Source organism: Nostoc sp. WHI (assembly GCF_015714725.1).
Lineage (GTDB): Bacteria > Cyanobacteriota > Cyanobacteriia > Cyanobacteriales > Nostocaceae > Nostoc.
This window is the reverse complement of record NZ_WBKM01000302.1, coordinates 1-22738: the sequence shown is the minus strand read 5'-3', so window position 1 is coordinate 22738 and position 22738 is coordinate 1. Positions and strand designations below refer to the sequence as shown.

Annotated in this window: 21 protein-coding genes, 1 other RNA gene and 1 pseudogene; 9 read left to right on the top strand and 14 right to left on the bottom strand. The window is 42.0% G+C overall.

Annotated elements, in window-relative coordinates; genetic code table 11:
* Nucleotides 1-367: 367 nt before the first annotated feature.
* The 4 genes from F8S12_RS31315 (at nt 368) to F8S12_RS31300 (ending at nt 3506) form a co-directional block, all read left to right on the top strand.
* Nucleotides 368-1798 (top strand): form I ribulose bisphosphate carboxylase large subunit, encoded by a 1431-nt coding sequence (locus F8S12_RS31315; protein WP_196520207.1) that lies wholly within the window; start codon nt 368-370, stop codon nt 1796-1798.
* 119 nt (nt 1799-1917) lie between these two features.
* Nucleotides 1918-2316 (top strand): RuBisCO chaperone RbcX, encoded by a 399-nt coding sequence (gene rcbX, locus F8S12_RS31310; RefSeq protein WP_196520205.1) that lies wholly within the window; start codon nt 1918-1920, stop codon nt 2314-2316.
* 78 nt (nt 2317-2394) lie between these two features.
* The gene (locus F8S12_RS31305) at nt 2395-2724 is read left to right on the top strand and encodes a ribulose bisphosphate carboxylase small subunit (protein WP_196520203.1); all 330 of its coding nucleotides are present in this window, start codon (nt 2395-2397) and stop codon (nt 2722-2724) included.
* A gap of 155 nt (nt 2725-2879) precedes the next feature.
* Entirely contained in the window at nt 2880-3506 is a 627-nt protein-coding gene (locus tag F8S12_RS31300) for a GDSL-type esterase/lipase family protein (RefSeq protein WP_196520202.1), read from the top strand.
* A 22-nt stretch (nt 3507-3528) separates the two neighbouring features.
* Here F8S12_RS31300 and queF read toward each other — a convergent pair whose 3' ends face one another.
* From queF to F8S12_RS31270, 6 genes are all read right to left on the bottom strand, one after another.
* Nucleotides 3529-3942, bottom strand: coding sequence for a preQ(1) synthase (queF, locus tag F8S12_RS31295; protein WP_196520200.1), 414 nt, complete (start codon nt 3940-3942; stop codon nt 3529-3531).
* A gap of 77 nt (nt 3943-4019) precedes the next feature.
* Nucleotides 4020-4421: a hypothetical protein gene (locus F8S12_RS31290; RefSeq protein ID WP_196520197.1), complete on the bottom strand. Its 402-nt coding sequence runs from the start codon at nt 4419-4421 to the stop codon at nt 4020-4022.
* A gap of 156 nt (nt 4422-4577) precedes the next feature.
* Nucleotides 4578-4964: a phasin family protein gene (locus F8S12_RS31285; RefSeq protein WP_196520195.1), complete on the bottom strand. Its 387-nt coding sequence runs from the start codon at nt 4962-4964 to the stop codon at nt 4578-4580.
* 25 nt (nt 4965-4989) lie between these two features.
* An RNA gene (gene ffs / locus F8S12_RS31280) (signal recognition particle sRNA small type) lies at nt 4990-5086 on the bottom strand.
* Between the two features lie 37 nt (nt 5087-5123).
* Entirely contained in the window at nt 5124-5354 is a 231-nt protein-coding gene (locus tag F8S12_RS31275) for a YciI family protein (RefSeq protein ID WP_230968396.1), read from the bottom strand.
* Nucleotides 5335-6393 carry a class I SAM-dependent methyltransferase gene (locus tag F8S12_RS31270; RefSeq protein WP_196520193.1) on the bottom strand — a complete coding sequence of 353 codons (1059 nt, stop codon included), beginning with the start codon at nt 6391-6393 and terminating at the stop codon, nt 5335-5337. The genes F8S12_RS31275 and F8S12_RS31270 overlap by 20 nt, the downstream gene beginning before the upstream one ends.
* Nucleotides 6394-6701: 308 nt before the next feature.
* Here F8S12_RS31270 and F8S12_RS31265 point away from each other — a divergent pair, with 308 nt between their 5' ends.
* Nucleotides 6702-6902 carry a hypothetical protein gene (locus F8S12_RS31265; protein ID WP_196520191.1) on the top strand — a complete coding sequence of 67 codons (201 nt, stop codon included), beginning with the start codon at nt 6702-6704 and terminating at the stop codon, nt 6900-6902.
* A gap of 671 nt (nt 6903-7573) precedes the next feature.
* Here the strand turns inward: F8S12_RS31265 and F8S12_RS31260 are convergent.
* The 4 genes and pseudogenes from F8S12_RS31260 to F8S12_RS31245 all read right to left on the bottom strand — a co-directional run bounded on the left by F8S12_RS31260 (nt 7574) and on the right by F8S12_RS31245 (nt 14836).
* Complete coding sequence (locus F8S12_RS31260) at nt 7574-9682, bottom strand: cytochrome-c peroxidase (RefSeq protein WP_196520190.1); 2109 nt, start codon at nt 9680-9682, stop codon at nt 7574-7576.
* 1219 nt (nt 9683-10901) lie between these two features.
* Nucleotides 10902-11342: pseudogene (gene ccsB / locus F8S12_RS31255) on the bottom strand (c-type cytochrome biogenesis protein CcsB); the annotation flags it as partial.
* Nucleotides 11343-12084: 742 nt separating this feature from the next.
* Complete coding sequence (locus F8S12_RS31250; RefSeq protein WP_196520188.1) at nt 12085-12420, bottom strand: hypothetical protein; 336 nt, start codon at nt 12418-12420, stop codon at nt 12085-12087.
* A 595-nt stretch (nt 12421-13015) separates the two neighbouring features.
* Nucleotides 13016-14836 carry a peroxidase family protein gene (locus F8S12_RS31245; protein WP_196520186.1) on the bottom strand — a complete coding sequence of 607 codons (1821 nt, stop codon included), beginning with the start codon at nt 14834-14836 and terminating at the stop codon, nt 13016-13018.
* Between the two features lie 369 nt (nt 14837-15205).
* On the opposite strand from F8S12_RS31245, the gene F8S12_RS31240 reads away from it, so the two are divergent.
* Nucleotides 15206-15991, top strand: a complete 786-nt coding sequence (locus F8S12_RS31240) for an HAD family hydrolase (RefSeq protein ID WP_196520184.1) — start codon at nt 15206-15208, stop codon at nt 15989-15991.
* A gap of 32 nt (nt 15992-16023) precedes the next feature.
* Here the strand turns inward: F8S12_RS31240 and F8S12_RS31235 are convergent, their stop codons facing one another.
* Complete coding sequence (locus F8S12_RS31235) at nt 16024-16719, bottom strand: Uma2 family endonuclease (RefSeq protein ID WP_196520209.1); 696 nt, start codon at nt 16717-16719, stop codon at nt 16024-16026.
* Between the two features lie 100 nt (nt 16720-16819).
* On the opposite strand from F8S12_RS31235, the gene F8S12_RS31230 reads away from it, so the two are divergent.
* Entirely contained in the window at nt 16820-17995 is a 1176-nt protein-coding gene (locus F8S12_RS31230; RefSeq protein WP_196520182.1) for a DNA double-strand break repair nuclease NurA, read from the top strand.
* A 51-nt stretch (nt 17996-18046) separates the two neighbouring features.
* Here the strand turns inward: F8S12_RS31230 and F8S12_RS31225 are convergent, their stop codons facing one another.
* Entirely contained in the window at nt 18047-19156 is a 1110-nt protein-coding gene (locus F8S12_RS31225) for an S-(hydroxymethyl)glutathione dehydrogenase/class III alcohol dehydrogenase (protein WP_196520181.1), read from the bottom strand.
* 471 nt (nt 19157-19627) lie between these two features.
* Between F8S12_RS31225 and F8S12_RS31220 the strand changes: the two genes are divergently transcribed.
* Nucleotides 19628-20911, top strand: coding sequence for a valine--pyruvate transaminase (locus F8S12_RS31220; protein ID WP_196520179.1), 1284 nt, complete (start codon nt 19628-19630; stop codon nt 20909-20911).
* Between the two features lie 80 nt (nt 20912-20991).
* Complete coding sequence (rimM, locus tag F8S12_RS31215; RefSeq protein WP_196520177.1) at nt 20992-21552, top strand: ribosome maturation factor RimM; 561 nt, start codon at nt 20992-20994, stop codon at nt 21550-21552.
* Nucleotides 21553-21561: 9 nt separating this feature from the next.
* Here rimM and F8S12_RS31210 read toward each other — a convergent pair whose 3' ends face one another.
* On the bottom strand, nt 21562-22191 hold the full coding sequence (locus tag F8S12_RS31210; protein ID WP_196520175.1) for a hypothetical protein: 630 nt from the start codon (nt 22189-22191) through the stop codon (nt 21562-21564).
* A gap of 167 nt (nt 22192-22358) precedes the next feature.
* A partial coding sequence (locus F8S12_RS31205) for a hypothetical protein (RefSeq protein WP_196515054.1) occupies nt 22359-22738 on the bottom strand: 380 nt, incomplete at its 5' end.

The following is a 22738-nucleotide window of genomic DNA, read 5'->3' as shown; positions in this document are numbered from 1 at the left end:
ACTCCCCACTCCCCAAAAGCTTCAATACAGTTATTGATGACCCTTTGTAAATCATTCTTAACAAAATGTTTAAAACTTTAGGTAATAACAAATTTATATAAATGAGTTAAAAAGTTTCAAAGAATAACTTATCGAATTCTTGATATATTGTGAAATAAGCTACAAATTACGTGGGGTGCAATTTTTTATCTTTCGCTCACATCTGTGCTAAAGCTCCGCAGGAAAACTGCCACCCCCTGCCAAAAGCAACTCTCAATAAAAATTTGCTGGTCTTCTCCCTATTGAAGGGGGAAAGTCGGCAGTCGAGGCAAGTTGCACAGTACGTAATTTGATAAGTAATAAAGATGACTTCTGGGAAGGATAAAATATGTCTTACGCTCAAACGAAGACTCAGAGCAAAACTGGGTATAAAGCCGGGGTTCAAGATTACAGACTGACTTATTACACACCCGATTACACACCCAAAGATACAGATATTTTAGCGGCATTCCGCGTTACACCTCAGCCCGGAGTTCCCCCCGAAGAAGCAGCTGCGGCTGTAGCGGCTGAGTCTTCCACTGGTACTTGGACAACTGTGTGGACAGACTTGCTGACCGACCTCGATCGCTACAAAGGTCGTTGCTACGACATCGAACCGGTTCCTGGTGATGACAACCAATTCATCGCCTACATTGCCTATCCTTTGGATTTGTTTGAAGAAGGCTCTGTAACCAATATGTTAACCTCCATCGTGGGGAACGTATTTGGTTTTAAAGCGTTGCGGGCACTGCGTTTGGAAGACTTGCGGATTCCTGTAGCTTACCTCAAGACCTTCCAAGGACCTCCTCACGGTATCCAAGTTGAACGTGACAAGTTAAACAAATACGGTCGTCCTTTACTAGGTTGTACAATTAAGCCTAAATTAGGTCTTTCCGCTAAGAACTACGGACGCGCTGTATACGAGTGCTTACGTGGTGGTTTGGACTTCACCAAAGACGACGAGAACATCAACTCCGCTCCATTCCAAAGATGGCGCGATCGCTTCTTGTTCGTATCTGAAGCGATTTCCAAAGCTCAAGCAGAAACCGGTGAAATCAAAGGTCACTACCTAAACGTCACCGCCCCCACCTGTGAAGAAATGCTGAAACGGGCTGAGTTCGCTAAAGAACTCAAACAGCCCATCATCATGCACGACTACCTCACCGCAGGCTTCACCGCCAACACTACATTGGCTCGTTGGTGTCGTGACAACGGTATTCTGTTGCACATTCACCGCGCTATGCACGCCGTAATCGACCGTCAAAAGAACCACGGTATCCACTTCCGCGTATTGGCTAAAGCTCTGCGGATGTCTGGTGGTGATCACATCCACACTGGTACAGTAGTTGGTAAGTTGGAAGGTGAACGCGGTATCACAATGGGCTTCGTTGACCTGTTGCGTGAAAACTACGTAGAACAAGACAAGTCTCGCGGTATCTACTTTACCCAAGACTGGGCTTCTCTTCCTGGTGTAATGGCAGTTGCTTCTGGTGGTATCCACATTTGGCACATGCCCGCACTCGTAGAAATATTTGGTGATGACTCCGTGCTGCAATTCGGTGGTGGTACACTTGGACACCCTTGGGGTAATGCTCCTGGTGCTACAGCTAACCGCGTAGCTTTAGAAGCTTGCGTCCAAGCTCGTAACGAAGGACGTAACTTGGCTCGTGAAGGTAACGACATTATCCGCGAAGCCGCTAAGTGGTCTCCTGAATTGGCCGTTGCTTGCGAACTGTGGAAAGAAATCAAGTTCGAGTTTGAAGCAATGGATACCGTCTGATCAAAAGTTAAGAGTTAGAAGTAGAGACGCGATTAATCGCGTCTGTACAAGAGTTAGGAGTTACATTAATTCATAACTCATAACTTATAACTCATAACTGTTAAGGGCTGGGGTCAAGCATGAATCTTAAGCAAATTGCGAAGGACACAGCCAAGACTCTCCAAAGTTACCTGACTTATCAGGCTTTAAGGACAGTACTGGCACAGCTAGGCGAAACGAATCCTCCATTGGCACTTTGGCTGCATAACTTTTCTGCTGACAAAATTCAGGATGGTGAATCATACCTTGAGAAACTATTCCGAGAAAAGCCAGATTTGGCATTGCGAATCATAACTGTCAGAGAACATATTGCAGAGGAAGTTGCTGATTTTTTACCGGAAATGGTTCGCACTGGTATTCAGCAAGCCAACATGGAGCAGCGTCGCCAGCATCTAGAACGCATTACACAAATAGATACATCAAACCTCAGTCTGCAACCGGAACAACAAACAACTTCAGATCCAAATAATGAACAGTGAACAGTGAGTATTTTTTAACTGTTCACTGTTCACTGATAACTGATAACTAAAGTCAATCACAATCCATTATCGAAAGCTATGCAAACTCTACCAAAAGAGCGTCGTTACGAAACCCTTTCTTATCTGCCCCCCCTGACTGATGCTCAAATTTCCAAGCAGATTCAGTACATTTTGAATCAAGGTTACATTCCAGCGATCGAGTTTAACGAAACTTCTGACCCAACAGAATTGTATTGGACAATGTGGAAGCTGCCTTTGTTCGGCGCTAAATCTACTCAAGAAGTATTGAGCGAAGTTCAAGGATGCCGTTCTCAATTCAACACCAGCTATATCCGTGTTGTGGGTTTTGACAACATCAAACAGTGCCAAATTCTCAGCTTTCTTGTTCACAAACCTAATAAATACTAAAGTTAGCAAGCTTTAAGTAATTGGTTTATCTTCATAGGAGAGGGGGAATTATCTGCCTCTCCTATTTACTGGGTTTGTTTTTAAACGCAGAGGGGCGCAAAGGGAAACGCAAAGGGACGCTGAGTTGTTCTCTATGTTTTTTAAGAGGGTGGTGAATGAAATTAAGACATATACCGGAAGTAAGAATTTGTTTTATTGGTGATTCTTTTGTTAATGGTACTGGCGACCCAGAATGTCTTGGTTGGACAGGTAGAATATGTGTTAATGCTAATAAAAAAGGTTATGATATTACCTACTATAATTTGGGAATTAGGGGAGACACGAGTACTGATATAGCAAAGCGTTGGTTACAGGAAGTATCGCCTCGCTTACCTAAAGAATATGATGGCAGAGTTATATTTTCCTTTGGATTTAATGACACAACACTAGAAAATGGTAAAACTCGCGTAGATTTTGCAGATTCTATCAAAAATGTCCGTGAAATTTTAAGTGAAGCAAAATCGTTGTATCCTGTTTTGATGGTTGGATTAGCAACCTATGCAGAACAAGAAGACCCTCAAAGAAGGCAGAGAAATACCGATTTATCTAAACAGTTCGCTTTGATTTGTAATGAATTAAATGTACCTTATTTAAATGTTTTTCCGATATTAGAAAAATCAAATATTTGGATAAATGAGGCAAAAGCTAATGATGGTGTTCATCCTAAAGCAAGCGGTTATGCAGAATTTGCCCAAATTGTAGAAAATTGGGACGCTTGGTTAAATTGGTTTCCTCTAACTTGATCGCTCATCCAAAGTTAGGATACTATTCCTTCTGATGCCGAACTTCGACAACGGTATGCACATTGCCGCGAGGTGTGAAATCTGCTTTAACCGTTACTTCTAAGGGGTCACAAGCAGCCACAAAATCATCTAAAATTTGATTGGCAGATTCTTCGTGGGAAATATAGCGATCGCGGTAACTATTAATGTAAAGTTTGAGTGCCTTTAATTCTACTACTTTCTCATCAGGCACATAGGCAACATAAATTGTCGCAAAGTCAGGATAGCCAGAAAATGGACATTTACAGGTAAACTCTGGCAAAGTAATCTGAATATCGTATCGTCTCCCCACACGCGGATTGGGAAAGGTAATTAATTTCCCTTCGGCAATGTCGCGTTCGCCATACTTCATTTCTTGGCTTGGCTGGGATACAGTTTCAGGTAAAAAATTACTCATAAGTGATTAAATAAGTTAGGAAGCAGAAGCTAGAAAACAGATGATTTTATTTTATTTTTGAATTGGAGCGCACTGACTCAATACTTTTCCTTTTCCCAATCTGGACAATTCTCATCTTCACAACCGTGGGGATGCATGGCACAAACTAACAAGTTACCGCCATAAACTTGACCGTGGTAGTTACTACAACCCATGCAGGCAGGATTTTTTTCGGCTGTGGGTTCAACTAAATAAGGAAAACCAGGATCTACATCTGCGATAACATCTTCTAGTTCCCAGTAGGCTTCAAACATTGGTTCAGCCAAATCTTGTAAATACTGATCGACTTCAGTGACAATGTTATTATGTACCTGCTCAGTTATTTCTTCCGTTAGCTCAAAAAAGGTGTCTGCAATTTCAGTCATTTCTAGAAAGAAACGCTCTACTTCATCAGCCAGTGTTTCTACGATTTCTATTAAATCTTTTTGCCAATGTTCCATAAACTTGACGCCCTTACAGGCTATAAACAGGACGCTTTGTGCTATGTGACTTGAAGCACTAGAGTAAACACTACACAAGGCATCTTATTAAATTTCTATCTGTAGTGCCATATCAAAGTGCCGCTTATTACTAATATTTCCATCAAAGAATGCTTTTTATTGATCGCGTTGCAATCGTTTTAACTCGTCTTGCAGCTTTAGTACTTCGTCGCGTAATTTATCTACATTCTCATCATTTGATGCCTCTTTCACCGTTGCTTCTTCATCTTCCTCTAATATTTCTATCCGCCGAGGTTCCGAAGGGGGTGTTTTCTGTAATGTTTCATCAGATGTGGGAGCTTGTTGGGCTTGCTTCATCATGTCCTCGACGAAGCGGCGGGCTTCTTCTGTGTTCATTTCGCCCTTTGCCACCATTTCATCTGCCAGTTTTTGGACTTGCGATCGCACTTCCGCTAATTTTCCCCCTGCTTTCTCACCCGCGTAAGAAGCTAATCCCACACCGAGGTAAAAAGCTTTTTGAACAATATCTCCAAAACCAGGCATTGTTGCTAAATGCTCCTAAAAATAGGGCGACCCGGAGACTACGCCTACCACAAGCCTCCCGTGTTGCTGCTACCTTCCGGTTCTGACAAGATTTGGGTGTTGCGATCGCATAGATCCAGGTCTTCTAAAAGTATAACATCAAAAGTCAGTAATTTTATGTTATTCCATAACAATCCGCCATTCGTAAAGCTGATAGTTGACGCAGCCGTGTTGCACCAACGGGTCACCAGCCACGATCGCTTCTGCCTCTGCTTTTGAAGCTGCCTCAAACAGCAACATACCGCCTTTTTGCTGTGCCCAATAGCCTGTTCGCGCTCTGTGTCCTTTAGCAATCAACTCCTGAATATAGGCTTTATGGGCAGGTACATATTCAAGCTGGCTTATAAGCAATAAAATACTTGCTCATAAAATGGACTTGCATCTCAATATTTTCAAAGCCTGCTTTTTCTAAACGTTCTACCAAATCATCAGTAGTGTAATGCCTGTAGTAGGGTTCATGGAAAGTTTCAGGGAAAAAGTCCATCATATGTTCCAACTCAGGTGAATCACTCAACTGAATTGAGTCACAGATAATAAAGACTCCCCCTGGTTTTGTCACTCGGAAGCATTGCTCAATGATACTTTGACGTGCGATCGCTGGTAACTCATGAAAGAGAAAAACAGAAGTTACTGCATGAAAATAATTATCTAGATAGGGCAACTCTTCAGCATTGGCTTGTAAAAGTTGCGGCAATTCTCCGGGAATTTGGGACAATGTTTCATTTGCTTTACGCAAATAAGCTGGTGACAAATCCGTGCCAAACAGAGATGCTTGAGGCAAGGCTGCCCGAATCAACTTCAGAGTCCGCCCAGTTCCACAAGCTACATCCAAAATACGGACTTGTTTCGGTGAAACAGAGTTAGAAGCTTTCAGCCCTTGCTTGAGAGGAGCGAGAATCCGCCGCCGCATCACATCAGCTGCCCCGCCAAAAAGAATTTCCACCTGTAAGTCATATAAATTGGCTGACATATCGCTTAAGTAGCCATTACTTTGGTGATGGAAGTTCTGCACGTAGTAGCCGGGATAACCATCTGTGTCTATTTCCGGTGAAAAATCTTGGTAATTCTGTTGTTTAACTCGCTCCCACATTTGAGGGAAATCTAGCCATACCAACGGATAGTAGCGGAAAAACTCTTCCCAAGGGTTGTCAAACAGCAAACTTTCGGGATACACACCTTTTTGAGCATCTTGCCAGTCTGTTTCTAGGGCTTGATTCAATCTCTCTTGAAGTTTCAATACAATCTCTTTCGGGATTGCTTTGGTTTTTTGTTCCAGCGCTGGATGCACCAGGTTTCTCAACTGTGAACTTAATATTTTGTGAGCCAGACCAAAATAATTTTTGCTCTGTTGAAAGGTGTGATAAGTCAGCTTAGTTAAAGTGTCAGGCATAAAAATAGATCGAGTTTTGATTACTTAATAGTTCTTTAATGTAAATGATTGTAACAAATAAATTATCTACCCTTGAAATGGTATAAACACTGAACTATGACAAATCTCAAGCCAGATGATTTTAGTCGTCAAAGCTGGTATAAAAAAGATTTTCTAGGCTTTTCGCAGAAAAATACCTAAATATTTACGGTAAATATGAAGTTTTATAAAAAATCATAATTTAGTAGCGTATGTTACAGAATCTTTGATATATTAGTTTTTAGAAGAATCAAAGATTATATATTCACAAAATAGAGAGGGCTATAGTTATGTCCATCGCAGATAAATCTCGTGCGTTAATGGTGCGTGAACATCAGCAAGTCAAGAATCGACAACAATCAATGCTAATGCGTGCTGCACAAGAACTTGGTCTTCCTGAAGAGACATCCCACTACTGGAACCCGATTCAAGGTAAGGTAGATGCTAACACTCGGATGATTTATGGGCCAAGCCACGCTTCCATGAGCTAAGTTTCAAGAATTTTAAGGTTGATTTTTTGAGTGATATCATGTCCGCTTGATTACTTACTTAAAGCCGGAAAACCCCAAAGAGACAAAGCATCGCTTTGTCTCTCCTCCCCGGCTGCGGCTGTCCATATATCCATTTTGATCTAATTCCGAGGTTGTTATTCTGTTTTATCCATTCAGAATATGGGATTGTATTCATTATCCCAACATTTGCGATCGCGCCAGTTTCTACCAGTATGTTCACATTCAGATGCATTATCTATCCAAGGAATCGATGTAGAGTGGTGTGAAGTTCCTATGGAAGTGAATAAGCTGGCAGTTAATAAGGGCAATAATAAAGATAAAATTATCAGCTCACTATCGCTAATAAATAATCATAATTACTATGAAAAAAAGCAGCTGCCATCGGCAAGCTGCTTCCTGTTATGTGTGATTTGTACTTTTGTGAAATCCTAACAATTAACTTGAGTTCGATGGATAAATATAACCCTTCTTTCAACCTCTCCCGCATCAGGAGAGTTTTGTCGAACTCAGGTTAAGAGTTAGCAATCAGGCATTCCCAAACGTCATTATTTTTCGTGGGTTGCCATTCAGTCCAGAGTCTTACTCTAAGAACTTTTTCTAGGGAGTAGTGATCCCATTCGTACAAACTGTTGGTATTAGCACTAACGGATCTATTGTGGCAGAGTATTAAAGAACTCTGGCTGGGCAACAGCGATACCATTACGACCAGCTTGTGGTATCCGCAAGTACTGATCTACAGCTTTAGGGAATCCATCAGTGTTGCCACTGGCAGTCACTGAATTCTGATTGCCGGGGTGTCCATTGGGGACATCTATTTGTGGATGGTCAAAGGGCGCTTGTTCAAGGGCGACTCGCTTATCAGTAAGTCCGTATCTTAAGAAAGCAACCAAATCAGCTTGTTCATCAGTGTCTAAGCCTAATAGTGGTCCACGACGTACAATTGGGACACCTTGACCTGGACGAGTTTCGTCACTTCGACCACGATTGTAAAACTGGACTACTTCCTCGAGAGTTCCCATCCCACCGTTATGCATAAAAGGTGCTGTCAAGCCGATGTTACGGAGGGTAGGTGCCTTGAATATTGATCCAGCAGCGCTTCCGGCTCCTGGATCATTTGCGGCAGGGGCGACACCGTAGTTAGTGAAGAAGCCAATATTTGCACCATTTGCACCAGTGAGATCAGTTAGATTTGCTCCTGTAGATCTTCTCGCCGAAGCTCTGGTGAATTCTGGAATAGTATGGCAGGTGTTACAATTAGCGCCACCATTAGCTACATCGTTGACAAACAAGTTCAGACCTTTTTTTTGATCTTCGGTGAGAGCAGAGGGATCTCCCGCTTGGAATTTATCAAAAGGTGTTTGGTCAGCCACAAGAGTAGACATATACTTTTGCAATGCTAACCCAGCGAATAAGGAGAAGTTCCAATCTCTGAGCGAAAACTCATTCGCAGGTAAAGCAACTCCTTCCTCACTATTACCATTAGCAGTAAAAGTTCTGGTGGTGACTGTTGGCTTTCCGTCACTGTCAGTTTCAATGATTAAGTTTGACATCCACCATTCCTGGTTAAAGGTTTGGCGAATCAGCCTATCATAGGCTCCGATTAACAGACCTTTACCAGGGAATCTACTTACAGGTCCTAAAACACTGTCATCGTTAGCTACAAGTTGTTGTCCTAACGGTCTGAGGCTCTTGATTAACTGACCTCTTTTTCGGAAAAACTTAGAACCGATTTGAGGTAAAGTACGACCAGTGGCGGACAACTCATTTTCACTCAATGGTGGTTCAGTTGCTAAGGAAGCTAAAGAGGAATTGTCGATCGCAACGGGATATGGAGCTACTCGGTTTCGTGCTGAAGCTCTGAAAATTGGAGTGGGAGGGTTTGCTGATCCTGTTGCATCTACCCCATTGAAGTTTTGCTTAGCGCGACCATCCCAAAACTGGAGGTTATTGAAGATTGCATTAATTGTCGTTGGAGTATTACGCGGCTCAGCTCGACGTACATTAATTCCATTGATTACAAAGTTGTTTGGATCTCTCTCAGATGTAGTCGTATCTATCGGGTTACCCGGATTAGTCCTATCCCCAGCTCGAAAAACAGTGTTAAACACACCTTGGGATGAGGCTACATCATTAGTGTCAGAAATAACTAGATTGTTAGGTCCGTCTATCTGAGTAGGATCTTGCAGTTTGTGAAATGGAAAATCTGCCTTTGTGAGTTGATAGTTGGGACCACCTATTTTATTAGGACTAAGACTAAGCTGGAAAGTTATATCTTTCGTCGGTACTACCAGAAGACCAGGACTGATTTGATTCTTTGATCTGCTATCAGCTCCGGCATTAAAGTGACAACTACCACAGGACTGAATGCCGTCGCTACCAAGCTGCTGATCCCAAAATAGGGATTTTCCTAGCTGGAGTAGTCCTATATTTTCTTGACCAGCTACAACAAAGGTTCCAAGATTGCTTGGTGCAGGGACAGCCACCGTACTTAGAAGTTGTGGCTTCGTCGGAGTAGGGTCTCCAGGCAGTAAAGGCGCTGGGGCACTGGTTATAATTACATCACTGAAGCTGAAAGGTATCGGTGCTATTTGCGCCGATACAATACCTCCACCAGCAGTCACTAGAGAAACTATGACGAAAATTGCCAGGGGGCGTGAATATCTTGATGCTATTCTGGTTTTGAACTTTAAATAAATTCCAAAAAGCGCCAAAACTAGCACCACTAATATTGCTAATGCAATGAAATTGGAGGATGTCATTCAGACCTCGTAATACGTGTAGAAACCATGAATTCCAGGCTGACTCAGGAAGACTCAGCCATACTTTAAGTAGTACGAAACTACTAATAATGTATTGTAAAAATTAAACCTTTCAAGGTAGTAAGACCAATTATGATTTTGGCTAGAAATGGCTTCTAACAAATGGGAGGGATGCGATCGCTAAGTATACTAACGTAGTGATTATCTTTATAAGTTTTTGCTATTAAGCTAACTTACCCATTCTGTTAGAACCTTCTAAAAATTTAGACTACAACTTCAACAAATGTATAGCCTATATAGACTGTGCAAAAGTTGTAGTCTATATTATTGTTTGACTAACCTTGAAAGAGACAGCTTTATTATCTCTTTACTTGTTTAAGTAAACTTTATCTTATAATTAAAATTAGTGAATATCAATACTTTATAAAGCTTTACAAATAGAGCTTCCAGGATGAAATCTTAACCTATTAGATCAGAAGACATTTGCACCAATCCACCTTGTGCCTGTTAACGCATTTGCTATTAATGAGAAAGTTTATTATCTTTCTATCGGAGATTAATAAATTATCACAGTCCTTGCATTCTTGAGATTTTTAGACAAATATTTTTCACTTTTGTGATCTCTATATTTACGGGGTGCGCCATAATTCAATATGGTTTAGATAAGACAATTTACGCAACCGATAACCTCTGTAGAGACGTTGCAATGTAATATCTCTACGTACATTAAATCTCCACCAAGAATCCTTAAGTGAACCGGATCGCGCCATAATTTGTCTCTATTTTTTGTTTTGCAGCTAAATGTGGTCAGCTAGCACTACTTACACTATGCCTCCATTGCACTTGTCCTTACAAGGAAATTACTATCTCGCCAGATAATTTTATTCCCGAATTACTAGCGGCTTGGGAGTTGACACTGATAAAGCAACCTAGACATCAATTATTCAAGCAATTAGAAACTGCTTATAGCAATGCTATTTGAGTTGTAGAGGTAGGCAATGGACAATAGATTTTTTTTCACAAATGATTTAGGAAGTGTCATTCGTGCAATTAACCTATTTTCCTTACAGAAAATTATTCAACAAAATACTCAAACAACTAGGTAATATTTTGACCGTCTTTGATGTTGCGATCGCCTAATACCAATTCGTAATTAAGAAAGTCAGATTTAATATCTGTTGCCTTCGTTGGGAAAATTGGTATTAGGACAGTAAAGTTATTACAAAAACCACCCGTAGGAGTGTAAACCCTTACCCAACAAATTCACTCCCAGATAGCAAACCCAAACGACGACAAAGCCACCAGTAGCTAAAATTGCTGGTCGAAGTCCTTGCCAACCGCGAGTAATGCGAGCATGGAGGTAAGCAGCAAACACCAACCAGGTGATTAACGCCCAAGTTTCCTTAGTATCCCAACTCCAATAAGTACCCCAAGCTTCGTTAGCCCAAACTCCACCAGCAACGATTCCAATCGTCAGCAGGGGAAATCCCAGTCCGATGATCCGATAGCTGATGTTATCTAAAGTTTCAGCAAGGCTGAGACGCTGAGGTGAAATCATCACACTGACGTGCATCATCAGCCAATTGGATTTGAGCGCAGGTACCAAGGGTTCTGATGCTTGCATCCCTGATGGCAGTGTCAAAGTTGCAAAAGCGGTAATAAAACTTTACTTAGTAATGCAAGTGTAGCGATCGCAATGCTTTATATTTACTCCGCAGAGATAGAAAGCTATTTTGGGCGTTGCTGATTGATGGGATGAATTTTGTTTCGCGCAAAGGTGGGAAGAATCAATCTTTAGCATTGGTAAGAAATCTCAATTCATCCCGCATTTATGCAACGCCCTATTTTGATGTATTTACTTCAGTAATAACTGATTGTGACACTATGGGATGCGTAATCTGGGATATGTACTAGGAGTTTCCAGACCATCTTGGAGTAATAATACAATCAGTACCTACAGCGATCGCAAAGGGCCCTGATGATGTATACTACGTAGGCGAACTCACAGGATTTCCTTTTCCACAAGGTAAGGCACGTATCTATCGACTTAACCCTAGTAATAATCAGCCGGAGGTTGGGGAAATCCTTCGGATTGAGACGAATCAATTTGCTTCTGTTCCCGAACCGTCTGCTGCATGGGGCATAGTTGTAATTGGTGCATTAGGTACTCTTTAAAATATGGTGCTAATTCATTTTTATAAAATTTTACTTTGGCTCTTAACGGCTTTACTTGCGACCTTCAACAAGTTATAAAATTTGATTTTTAATTTCTGGTGTACTTCAATAGATTAATTGTTTGGTACTTTTGATCAATAGACTAACTTGACAAAAAAAGACAGATACGGGGACGTAAAAAAAGAACTGTCTGTATATATGTGTCCCCGTGTCTCTTCAATGAAGGGCTACCACCAAATTCGATTTCCATTTTCGTCAACTCGTGCTTGCCGAATTACGTCGGAAATCTCTTCAGCATCTTTAACGTGGTGGAGTGCCTTTTTTTCGCCATTAGGTTCATCCACAACGAAGTAAGTCGGGACTGTAATTGTGTCGCCTGTAATATCTGGTACATGATCAACAGCTAGCTGTTTGCCCTTCTCTTCAACCGATTGAGACTTATCAGCGATTTTATCTCCTGGATTGGCGGTTAAGTTTCTCTCGTTTACATCTGCCTCTTGGTGAGAATGCGAATCTTCGCTCACTGGTTGATTAATTTGATTTTCGTGATTCTTGTCAGTCATGGCTTTTTCAGGTTTTAGAAAATGTACCTTTACTAACAAGATTGTAGGAAATCAAAGGTATAAAGAGTTCTTTCTCTGGAGAGAGTTTAAGCAGAAACTGAAGAGGAACACGTCTTAGGTTAGATATTAGCTAAGAGGCTTATAAATAACCTCTTACTTCAGAAATAAATAATAGTCAAAAATGCCTACTTCGATAAACTAATATTACTAAACCGCGAATTAATCGCCATAGGTTCATGGTAATAAGTACTATAGCAGTCCTAAATCATTTGTGAAAATTCTATATCTCTTTCTTCTTTCTTCCCTTTGTGTCCTTGGCGTTCTTGGCGGTTCGTTTCCTTATTTATATTTTTCACGACTCATTTAGGATTGCTATAACAATGGTGGGAGCAAATATATAATATTGCGGTATTTTGAGTACAATGGCGATCGCCCATCAAAGAAGATGCAGCAATGGGCATATTTTTACCTTGAGCGGCCGAAAACTCATATCATAATCTTTGAATTACGGTGATTTTCCGGCGTGGAGAGACTTTGTATTGTAAAGTCTCTCCACGCGTTTGCTAACCGTATTAAGCAGCTGTGGCTCTATTACTTAACAAGACTCTCCTGGCAGCACTCCGGCAAACTTCAGAAAATCAGTAATCACACGAATTTCCCCACCATTTGGTAGCTTGACACCTTGGGAAGGATTCCAAACACGATTGTACTTGCGCTCATTGTCACGTTCATCGTCGTAGTCGCGGTCATGGTCACGGTCGCGTTCATTGTCGTGGTCTCGGTCGCGGTCATGGTCACGTTCATCGTCGCGGTCATGGTCACGTTCACGGTCGCGGTCACGGTCGCGCTCGTTGAGGTAGGAGAATCGGTCATTCTTAATTAGGCCGATGATGGTTTCAGCAACAATGCGGCTACCAACTTCGCCCAAAGAGTCGCCCTTTGCACGAACTTCAGATTCCTTGAGGACGTAATACCACGCTGGAGTCTTTTCTAGGAAAGGTTCGAGTGCTTGATTCAATTCTGCTGAATTGCCTTGTTTAAGCTCTTCCACTGTCAGTTTTTTAATACCTAGCTTATTAGCTAAACTTTGTCCAGTAGGAATGCTGAGGAAATATCCCCGCAGTAGATTCCGTTTAGCAAGGTGCTTAAGAAGCTGTTGAATAGGAGGTTGTTCATCGTTGCCTTCATTAAGCAAATCTGACAAAGGAAATGCAAGATGCGTGTCGATTTTTCGGGCAGAATTTCTCTGCCTTTTGGCTGCGCTTTTTTTGTCAACAAAGCGATCCCACTCAATAATCCAGTTAAAAGGCAGAGTGTTAGACGGGCCAGGGCCTGGTGAACCGCCAAGATCACGTTTTCCCGTAAAGACAAAAAGTAATTCAAACGTTGCGTCCGTCAGCGCCCCCGGTTGGTCTGTAAAATTGCGGTTGTAGTCATAAGCAGCCCGCACCATACTATGTCCAAAACGGTAAGCTGCAACGGAGAATTCTAGAGGCATAAAAAGTTTTCCATTCCGGGGCTGGTAGAATTTCAGCCCGTCGCGGAGGATGCTGTCCACTGTCCCGGTTGCAGTTACGGTTTTGAGGAAATCATTGACAACAAGCCACTGGTAGTGCCAACGAACCAGAGTCTGCGCCCGAACAAATAGTTTTTTATTATCTTTGGCATTCTTGGGTTCATTCTTCCGCACCCAGTCTACTACTGCGTTGTGGAAACGCAGGAAGGCAGTGTGGAACTGTGCCACGATCAGATTTTCGTCGTTGCGACTGTCGCCGATCGCAGCTATTCTGTTATTGCGTGGCAGATCGCGCGATAAATCGCTTTCTGGCGGAATTTTGACTCCAGGAACCGGGTCGCCGTTAGCATCTTTTTCAGCGTTTTGTCCAACTTTCAGTTTTACTGGGTCATCTTCCTGATAAAAATCTCTTGCTTCCGTGGGGTTTTTAGGGTCTAGAGTTGGCCCGTCGCCATAAACACTGTCAAGATCGAAGGTTGGGCGACGTAGATTCTTGAGGTTATCGGTTACGAACTTGGGTGATAGAGGCGTGAAATCGTCTTTGGTAATATCAGTTTTGAGGTCTGTGACAGCCCGATCAGTGTTGGCAGTAATATCATGGTCGATAAACTGTCCCCAGTAAGTATAAATCGGAGGTATTGTTGAGTTAGTGTCCTCAAGCTCAGGGCCTTGTCTGTCAATTATTGCCTCGCCTAGCTTTTTGAGTTTGTCAATAATATCTCGGTTATTCTCTGCCGGAAGCAGACTGTTTGGATCTTTGGCAATATCTGGGAAGAGATAATCAAAATCTGTCTCCACATCAATTGCCTGAGTCGTTGGCGGACGTAAGGCCATTCTCTCTTGCACGGTCTTTTCCTTGACATATCCGCCGTGGCTAAATTCAAAAGGGAGATTTTGCATCGTTTTTTCCTTCAGTTATATTCCTATTCTCTTTATATGATTAGAAGAATTTGCGCCTCAGAGTCGCAATATCCTACATTCCATAGATAAGCAATCTATGTAACTTATCAATCTCAAGTTACACTGAGGAATTTACATTAAAATAATGACATTTTTGATGATTAAAACAATAGTACCCACAGGGGTACTATTGGCAAGGAAAAGGTCGAGGCGGTTTAGGCTCATGAATGTGACGAAGAGTTACCCCCCTTGGAAGTGGCAGAGCGATCGCCTACAATCATCCAGACTATTTGTCATGTTACAGTTCTGATACAAAAAATCATCGCTAATTTCAGTTAAGCTGGCTACAGCAGTTTCATCCTCAAAACAATGACAGCAAGTAGTCCCACAATTTTAGCCTTGGACTTTGATGGAGTGATTTGCGACGGACTAATTGAATATTTTGAGGTAGCATGGCGCACCTATTGCCAAACTTGGTTGCCTGCTAACGATACACCACCAGATGATTTGGCTTTGAGATTCTATCGCCTACGACCTGTAATTGAAACGGGTTGGGAAATGCCCGTTTTAATCAAAGCGTTGGTAGATGGAATTTCCGATGAAAAGATTCTTCACGAATGGGTAAGCATCGCCCCAAAACTTTTGTTAGACGACAAGCTACAACCAAAAGAAATTGGTACGAAACTGGATAACCAACGAGATGAATGGATTACCACAGATTTAGATGGTTGGCTGAGTCTGCATAGATTTTATTCAGGTGTAGTAGAAAAAATCAAATTAACTCTTGACAGTGGAGTTAAGTTATACATTGTGACAACTAAAGAAGGGCGTTTTGTGCAGCAGTTGTTGCAACAAGAAGGAGTGAATTTACCACCAGGATCAATTTTTGGTAAAGAAGTCAAGCGTCCTAAACACGAAATTCTGCGAGAATTAATCCAGGCGGCAGGAAACAACCAAGTTAGTCTTTGGTTTGTAGAAGATAGACTCAAAACTTTGCAGTTAGTCCAACAGCAAGCAGACCTTGAAGATGTGAAACTCTTCCTTGCAGATTGGGGCTATAATACCCAAGCAGAACGGGAAGCTGCCCAAAATGATCCGCGAATTCAGTTGTTATCATTGTCTAAATTTGACAAAGATTTCTCGGCTTGGCATTGAAAGTTTTCTTCAAATTGGGTATGTACTAAGCATCAAATGTTATCTGGATCAATTCCCAATTCTCTGAGCTTGGCTGCTAGTCTTTGACGTTGTTGGCGTTCAGTTTGAGCAACTTCTTCAGAAGTTAAATAGCGAGTACCAGTTTGGTTATACCAATACAACACTTCTCGTTGAATTGTGCCAGATATGTAGTTTGAGCGCCCAATGCCCAATTCAATCTCTGGCATCCAAAATGGTTCTCCAATTTGAAGTTGATATTCTCTATCAATCAACTTGTAAACTTCAAATGGTTGATGTTGGTCACGTCGCCAATACTGGGGATTATAAATGATGTAATATAGCACTCCTAATTTGACATAAGTGTTGAGCTTACCGTCATATTCATCACCTGGGGTTTTAGAAACCATTTCCAAAACAAATGTTGGCACAATACCCTGTTCTTCCCACACTACATAGCTGAAGCGTGATTTACCTGCTTTGCGTCGCTCTACTCCCAAGCTCAAAAAACCGTCTGGAACCACTGGGACTAAATGACTCACCCCAGTCGTGTGGTAAATACCCATATCTATGCCGAAAAACCAATCATTCCGATTTGCCCAAATAGATTCGAGAAGAAACAGCAGCAAATTGGGTATAAAATTTTGGTCTTCATTATCCACGGGTGTATCGTCTGAACACGGCAATTCAGCGCTGGTTGGTAAAGTACGATAAGGTTCAAACTGTACCATCTGTAACATTCTTTGGTCATTTGACCGATAGTTCATACCTTAAATTCTATTTTATGCTGTATGATCAACACCTTGAGTAGGCAATAAAGTCTAAAAATCTATGCTTGACCTGACAAAACTAGCGCGACAAATGCAGGGTTTAAGTCAGCATCTTACCTTAGAAGTTGCTGCGAGTCGCCAGCGTTTAGAATTGGCGCAACAACATCTAAAAAATGCTTACGAGTGTCAACAAGATTTAATCGATCGCCAGGAAAAATGGCGCGATCGCATTTCCTTTGCTAATGCTACCCCAGTGGAGTCGCTAGAAACCTGCATTGATATTTCAGTTCCCCCCAAAATACATACTGTCATCGCTACCGATGGTTCGCAAATTTCCCCCAACCACCACGAAATTGCTTACTGTTATCTTCTAAATATTGGCAGAGTCGTCTTGCATTACGGACAAAATCGCCATCCATTACTCGATAGTTTGCCAGAGGTATTTTATCGCCCAGAAGATTTATATATGTCTCGGCAGTGGGGAATTAAAACCGAGGAATGGATGAGTTTTCGCCGCACTGCTTCAGAAATAACGGTATTAGCAGAACTTGCGTGTGCAGTGAAAACGGAAGCGCCAGCCTTGGCGATGGTAGATGGTTCACTAATTTACTGGTTTTTAGAACAGTTGCCGATGGATGCACGCGATCGCATTTTACCCCCAATTCTGGAAGCTTGGCAGCAGTTGCGTGATGCTCAAATTCCTTTGATGGGTTATCTCAGCGCCTCTCGCAGTATCGACGGCATGAACTTTTTACGGTTGTTGGCTTGTATCCATCCAGTTCCAGACTGCAAAAGTTATTGCCCAAATCAGTTAGAAAAAGTACCTTGTAAAATTTTTGAACAATTGCGCGATACTTCCCTTTGGACAACCCGACTCAAACCAGGACAACGCAGTACCCTGTGGCGCAGTAATTCACCCATTCTTGAACTTTATGGTGATCAAACCATTTACTTTTGCTATGTCCACGTTGGCACCGAAATCGCCCGCATAGAAGTTCCGGCATGGGTAGCGGATAATGCAACCATGTTAGATCAAGCATTGGGATTAATGCTGGCACAAGTGCAGAAAGGATATGGCTACCCTGTGGCGATCGCTGAAGCGCATAATCAAGCCGTGGTAAAAGGTGGCGATAAAGCACGTTTTTTTGCCCTCCTTGAACAACAAATGATTAAAGCTGGTTTGAAAAATGTGGGAACTTCTTACAAAGAAGCCAGAAAGCGGGGGAGTATTGCCTAAAAATATAAGGCAGTTTATCTTAACTCTCACTGATGGCTCCGACTGGGAATGCTAAAAAGTCACCACACTGCGAATTGATTCACCTTTCTGCATCAAATCAAAAGCATCATTGATTTGCTCAATGGGCATCACATGGGTAATCAAATCATCAATGTTTATCTTCCCTTTCATATACCAATCAACAATTTTTGGCACATCTGTACGCCCTCTAGCACCACCGAATGCCGAACCTTTCCAAACGCGCCCAGTTACTAATTGAAAAGGACGAGTACTGATTTCCTGCCCAGCACCAGCAACACCAATAACCACACTTACGCCCCAACCTTTGTGGCAGCATTCTAATGCTTGACGCATAAGTTTGACATTACCGATACATTCAAAACTGTAATCAGCACCGCCTTTTGTTAAATCAACCAAGTAGGGAACTAAATCACCCTCTACTTCTTGGGGATTGACAAAGTGCGTCATGCCAAACTTTTCGGCCATTGCGCGTTTGCTGGGATTAATATCCACCCCGACAATCATATTCGCCCCTACCATCCGCGCCCCTTGGATAACATTCAAGCCAATACCACCCAAGCCGAAAACTACAACATTTGCTCCCGGTTCCACTTTAGCTGTATTGATGACTGCACCAATACCAGTAGTTACACCACAGCCAATGTAACAAACCTTATCAAATGGGGCATCTTCCCGAATTTTTGCCAGGGCGATTTCCGGCAGCACCGTATAATTAGCAAAAGTGGATGTACCCATGTAATGATGAATCATCTGCCCATCAAGACTAAAGCGACTGGTACCATTGGGCATGACACCGCGTGCTTGAGTTAAGCGAATGGCTTGACAGAGATTAGTTTTGAAACTCAGACAATATTCGCACTGGCGGCATTCGGGAGTGTAGAGGGGAATAACGTGATCCCCTGGTTTCAAACTGGTGACACCAGCGCCTACCTCCACTACCACACCAGCACCTTCATGTCCCAAAATTGCTGGAAACAAACCTTCGGGATCATCACCAGATAGGGTAAAGGCATCGGTATGACAAACCCCGGTGGCTTTAATTTCAACTAACACTTCACCGGCTTGGGGCCCCGATAGTTGAACAGTTTCAATTGTCAACGGATTACCTGCGCTGTAAGCTACTGCTGCTTTAACTTCCAATGTCAGCCCTCCTGTATAGTTTTTTAACGTTCTCCCCAGTGCTGAAGCCTACGGTGTATACATAAGTCGGATGCCTTTTCATCTGCCTCTATGACCCTCCTTAATTCTTCTTTGCAAAAGCTACCGTGTACACACAAATCTTTTAAAGTTACTGCGTAAAGTAGGGTAAATTAATTTTTGCAGGTCGATGCAACAAAAATGCAGGTCAAAAGACTTGTGTGTACATTGTAGAGTGCTGAAGCAGCGGCCAAGATGCCTGCACTATACCCGGTTTAAACAAAATTAATTTTGTTTGCCCAGTTATTCAGCACGATCGCCGCTATAACGATAAATATTACTTTGTTAAAATATCATTCTCTAGCTAGATTGGTTAAAGTCGGCAACAGCTATTTGGCAACAATGTAAATTTGATGTCAACAGCCACCCCAAAATAATTTGTCCACCCTCAGTTAATAAATTTTGTCACAGCTTATGAACCCTGCCCTAACACAAATTGGCGCTCAAATGTCCAACCTGACTGGCGTAAGAGCAATCATGAAGGATATTATCGAAACATTACGAGCAGGTGCAGGGCAGCAATTTATTAATTTGAGTGCTGGTAATCCGTTAATTTTGCCAGAGGTAGAGCAGTTATGGCGAGATTGTACTGCACAACTTCTTGCTAGTCCAGAATATGGTGAGGTAGTTTGTCGCTACGGCTCAAGTCAGGGTTATGCACCGTTGATTGAAGCGATCGCCAACGACTTCAACAAACGTTACGGGTTAAACTTGAGCGATCGCAATATCCTCATTACCGCCGGCAGTCAAACACTTTACTTCTACGCTGCTAATACCTTCGGTGGTTACACTTCTAGCGGCGAGTTAAAACAAATTGTTTTGCCCCTCAGTCCTGACTACACAGGTTACGGCGGTGTTTGCTTAGTTCCAAAAGCCTTAATCGCCTACAAACCGACTCTTGATATTGATGCAGCCGCCCATCGATTTAAATATCGCCCCGACTTCAGCCAACTTACAATTACAGAAAATACGGGTTGTGTTCTCTTCTCTCGCCCCTGTAATCCCACTGGTAATGTTCTCACTGATGATGAGGTGAAAAAAATTGCTGCCCTGGCTGCGCCTTACAATCTGCCGGTGTTAATTGACTCAGCTTATGGGCCTCCCTTCCCAGCATTGAACTTTACCGAAATGACACCAGTGTTTGGCGATAACATCTTACACTGCATGAGTTTATCGAAAGCGGGATTACCAGGAGAAAGGGTTGGTATTGCCATTGGGGATGAAAAGTGGATTGAAGCGCTGGAATGTTTCCAAGCAAATATTGGTCTTCATTCTTCACGTTACGGCCAAGCGATCGCAGCTCTTGCAATTAATTCTGGTGCTTTAGTAGAAATTTCTCACACTGTTATTCGTCCCTTTTACCAAAATAAATTTACAGTTTTAGAAACCACCTTAGAACAAGCGATGCCCAAGAATTTACCTTGGTTTCTCCATCGCGGTGAAGGAGCAATTTTTGCTTGGTTGTGGTTAAAGGATCTACCCATTAGTGACTGGGAATTTTACCAGCAACTCAAGCAAGTAGGTGTGATTATTGTACCGGGAAATACCTTTTTCCCTGGTTTAGAGGAAGAATGGGCGCACAAGCACCAATGCTTCCGCATCAGCCTCACTGGCAGCGATGAGGAGATTGCCACTGCTATGCAACGTTTAGCAAAAGTAGCTGAGGAAGCTTATAAAGGTGCGGCGGTGACTGCCTGATTAGGAGTAGAGACGCGATTAATCGCGTCTGTACAAGAGTTAGGAGTTATGAGAATTTTTTCCCCAATGCCCAATGACAAATGACAAATGACAAATCAGATAATTGGCTAGAAATTGGTAAAATTGTTGCCCCTCAAGGATTGTCTGGAGAATTACGGGTTTATCCTGTATCCGACTTTCCCGAAAGATTTGAGGTGCCGGGAAAACGTTGGTTGTTGCGTTCAGGTGAAACAGAACCACAACCAATCGAATTATTGACAGGACGTTATATCAGTAACAAAAATTTGTATGTGATCAAATTAGCTGGCGTGGAAAATTGCGATCAGGCGGAGGAGTTGCGCGGTTGTAAGTTAATGGTGCCAGCAAGCGATCGCCCCCAATTAGGCGAAGATGAATATCATGTCCTCGATTTGATTGGCTTGGAAGTCTTCATGCAAGCATCTGGCGAACTTGTTGGTACGGTGGTAGATATTATCCCGGCTGGCAATGATTTGTTAGAAGTAAAATTACATGAATCGTTTACTACAGACAAAAAGCAAAAGACTGTTTTGATTCCATTTGTAGAAGCGATCGCCCCAGTGGTAGACTTACCATCTGGTCGCATTGAAATTACACCACCGCCTGGGTTATTGGAAATTTGACAACGTAATTTATTGATTATTTTTTCTCTCTTCTGCATTTATCTGATGACATTTTTTGCACACAGCTTGTAATTTTACAGTCTTGTGAGCTTCCAAGGTATATATTAGAGCCGGATTGTTGTCTGGTAGTCGAAACTCTTCCTTAATCAAAAAATTGAAAGAATCAATCATAATTGACTCCCAATCTTTATGTGAAAGCGTTTTCAGTGCCTGTTGAGCAATAACATCAAATTCTGGCTCTATATGGTCTATCTCTTTTGATAGTTTACCGCATCGCTCACATTTAGGGTGTTGACGTTTATATTCAGAGATATCAGGTTCTATGGCTTTTCGTAATGCGTCTTTAACAATATTTTCCTTACTCTTAGGATAAATACACTGGTTCCATGAGATTGGATGCCATCCTAAACTTAGGAAAAAGCCAAAGAAGTTGTAGCAACGACCAGGATAAGGTTCTTTTCTAAAACGTAAGGGTCTAAGCCCGTGACAAGCACAATAATAATGCTTTTCAGTAATCAAATCACTAATCAACTCTGACTCAAATTCCTGATTGAAATCATAGTTTTTTAGTAATTCCTGAATGTGTTTTTCTAGTTTAGTTTTATTAAAGTCTTTAAAAAAATGATCTAGTTTTGCCATTTTATTTACCAATAATATAAACGTCTAATAAATGTGGCATTTAAAATATCAAAAAAACATCAGTATAAACCGCTTCCCAACGCCCTAACCCGCTCTCCGTTGCGATCGCCCAACTCCACTAGGGGTTCAGCCGAGATATCGATACCGTTGGCGAATTCCCCAAACAGCTAAACTGAACCGATTAGTTCAGCAATGAAACGATTGAGAACCTTCTGAGCAGTTTTATACCCAGTAGCTTGCTTACCTAACTTCAGTTGGGACAAAATGCGATCGCGTAAAATTTCAAGTTCTCTTATCGGTGGCAAACCGACAGGTTGTTTAGCGCTTGTGGTATTAGATATCTGATGTGACTCACTCTGCCGTGTAATACTTGGTTGAATGGGAGCTAAAAAATCTGAGTCTTCCCGTGTAATACAAGGGTTATCGTTATGCCTAACAATGTGTTCTAAATAATCAGCACGGGTTAAGCCTAAGCATTCCGAAGCAATACCAAGAGCCTTCCAAGTCTTATCTGTTAATCGCAAAGAACGTACTTCACGATAGTCAT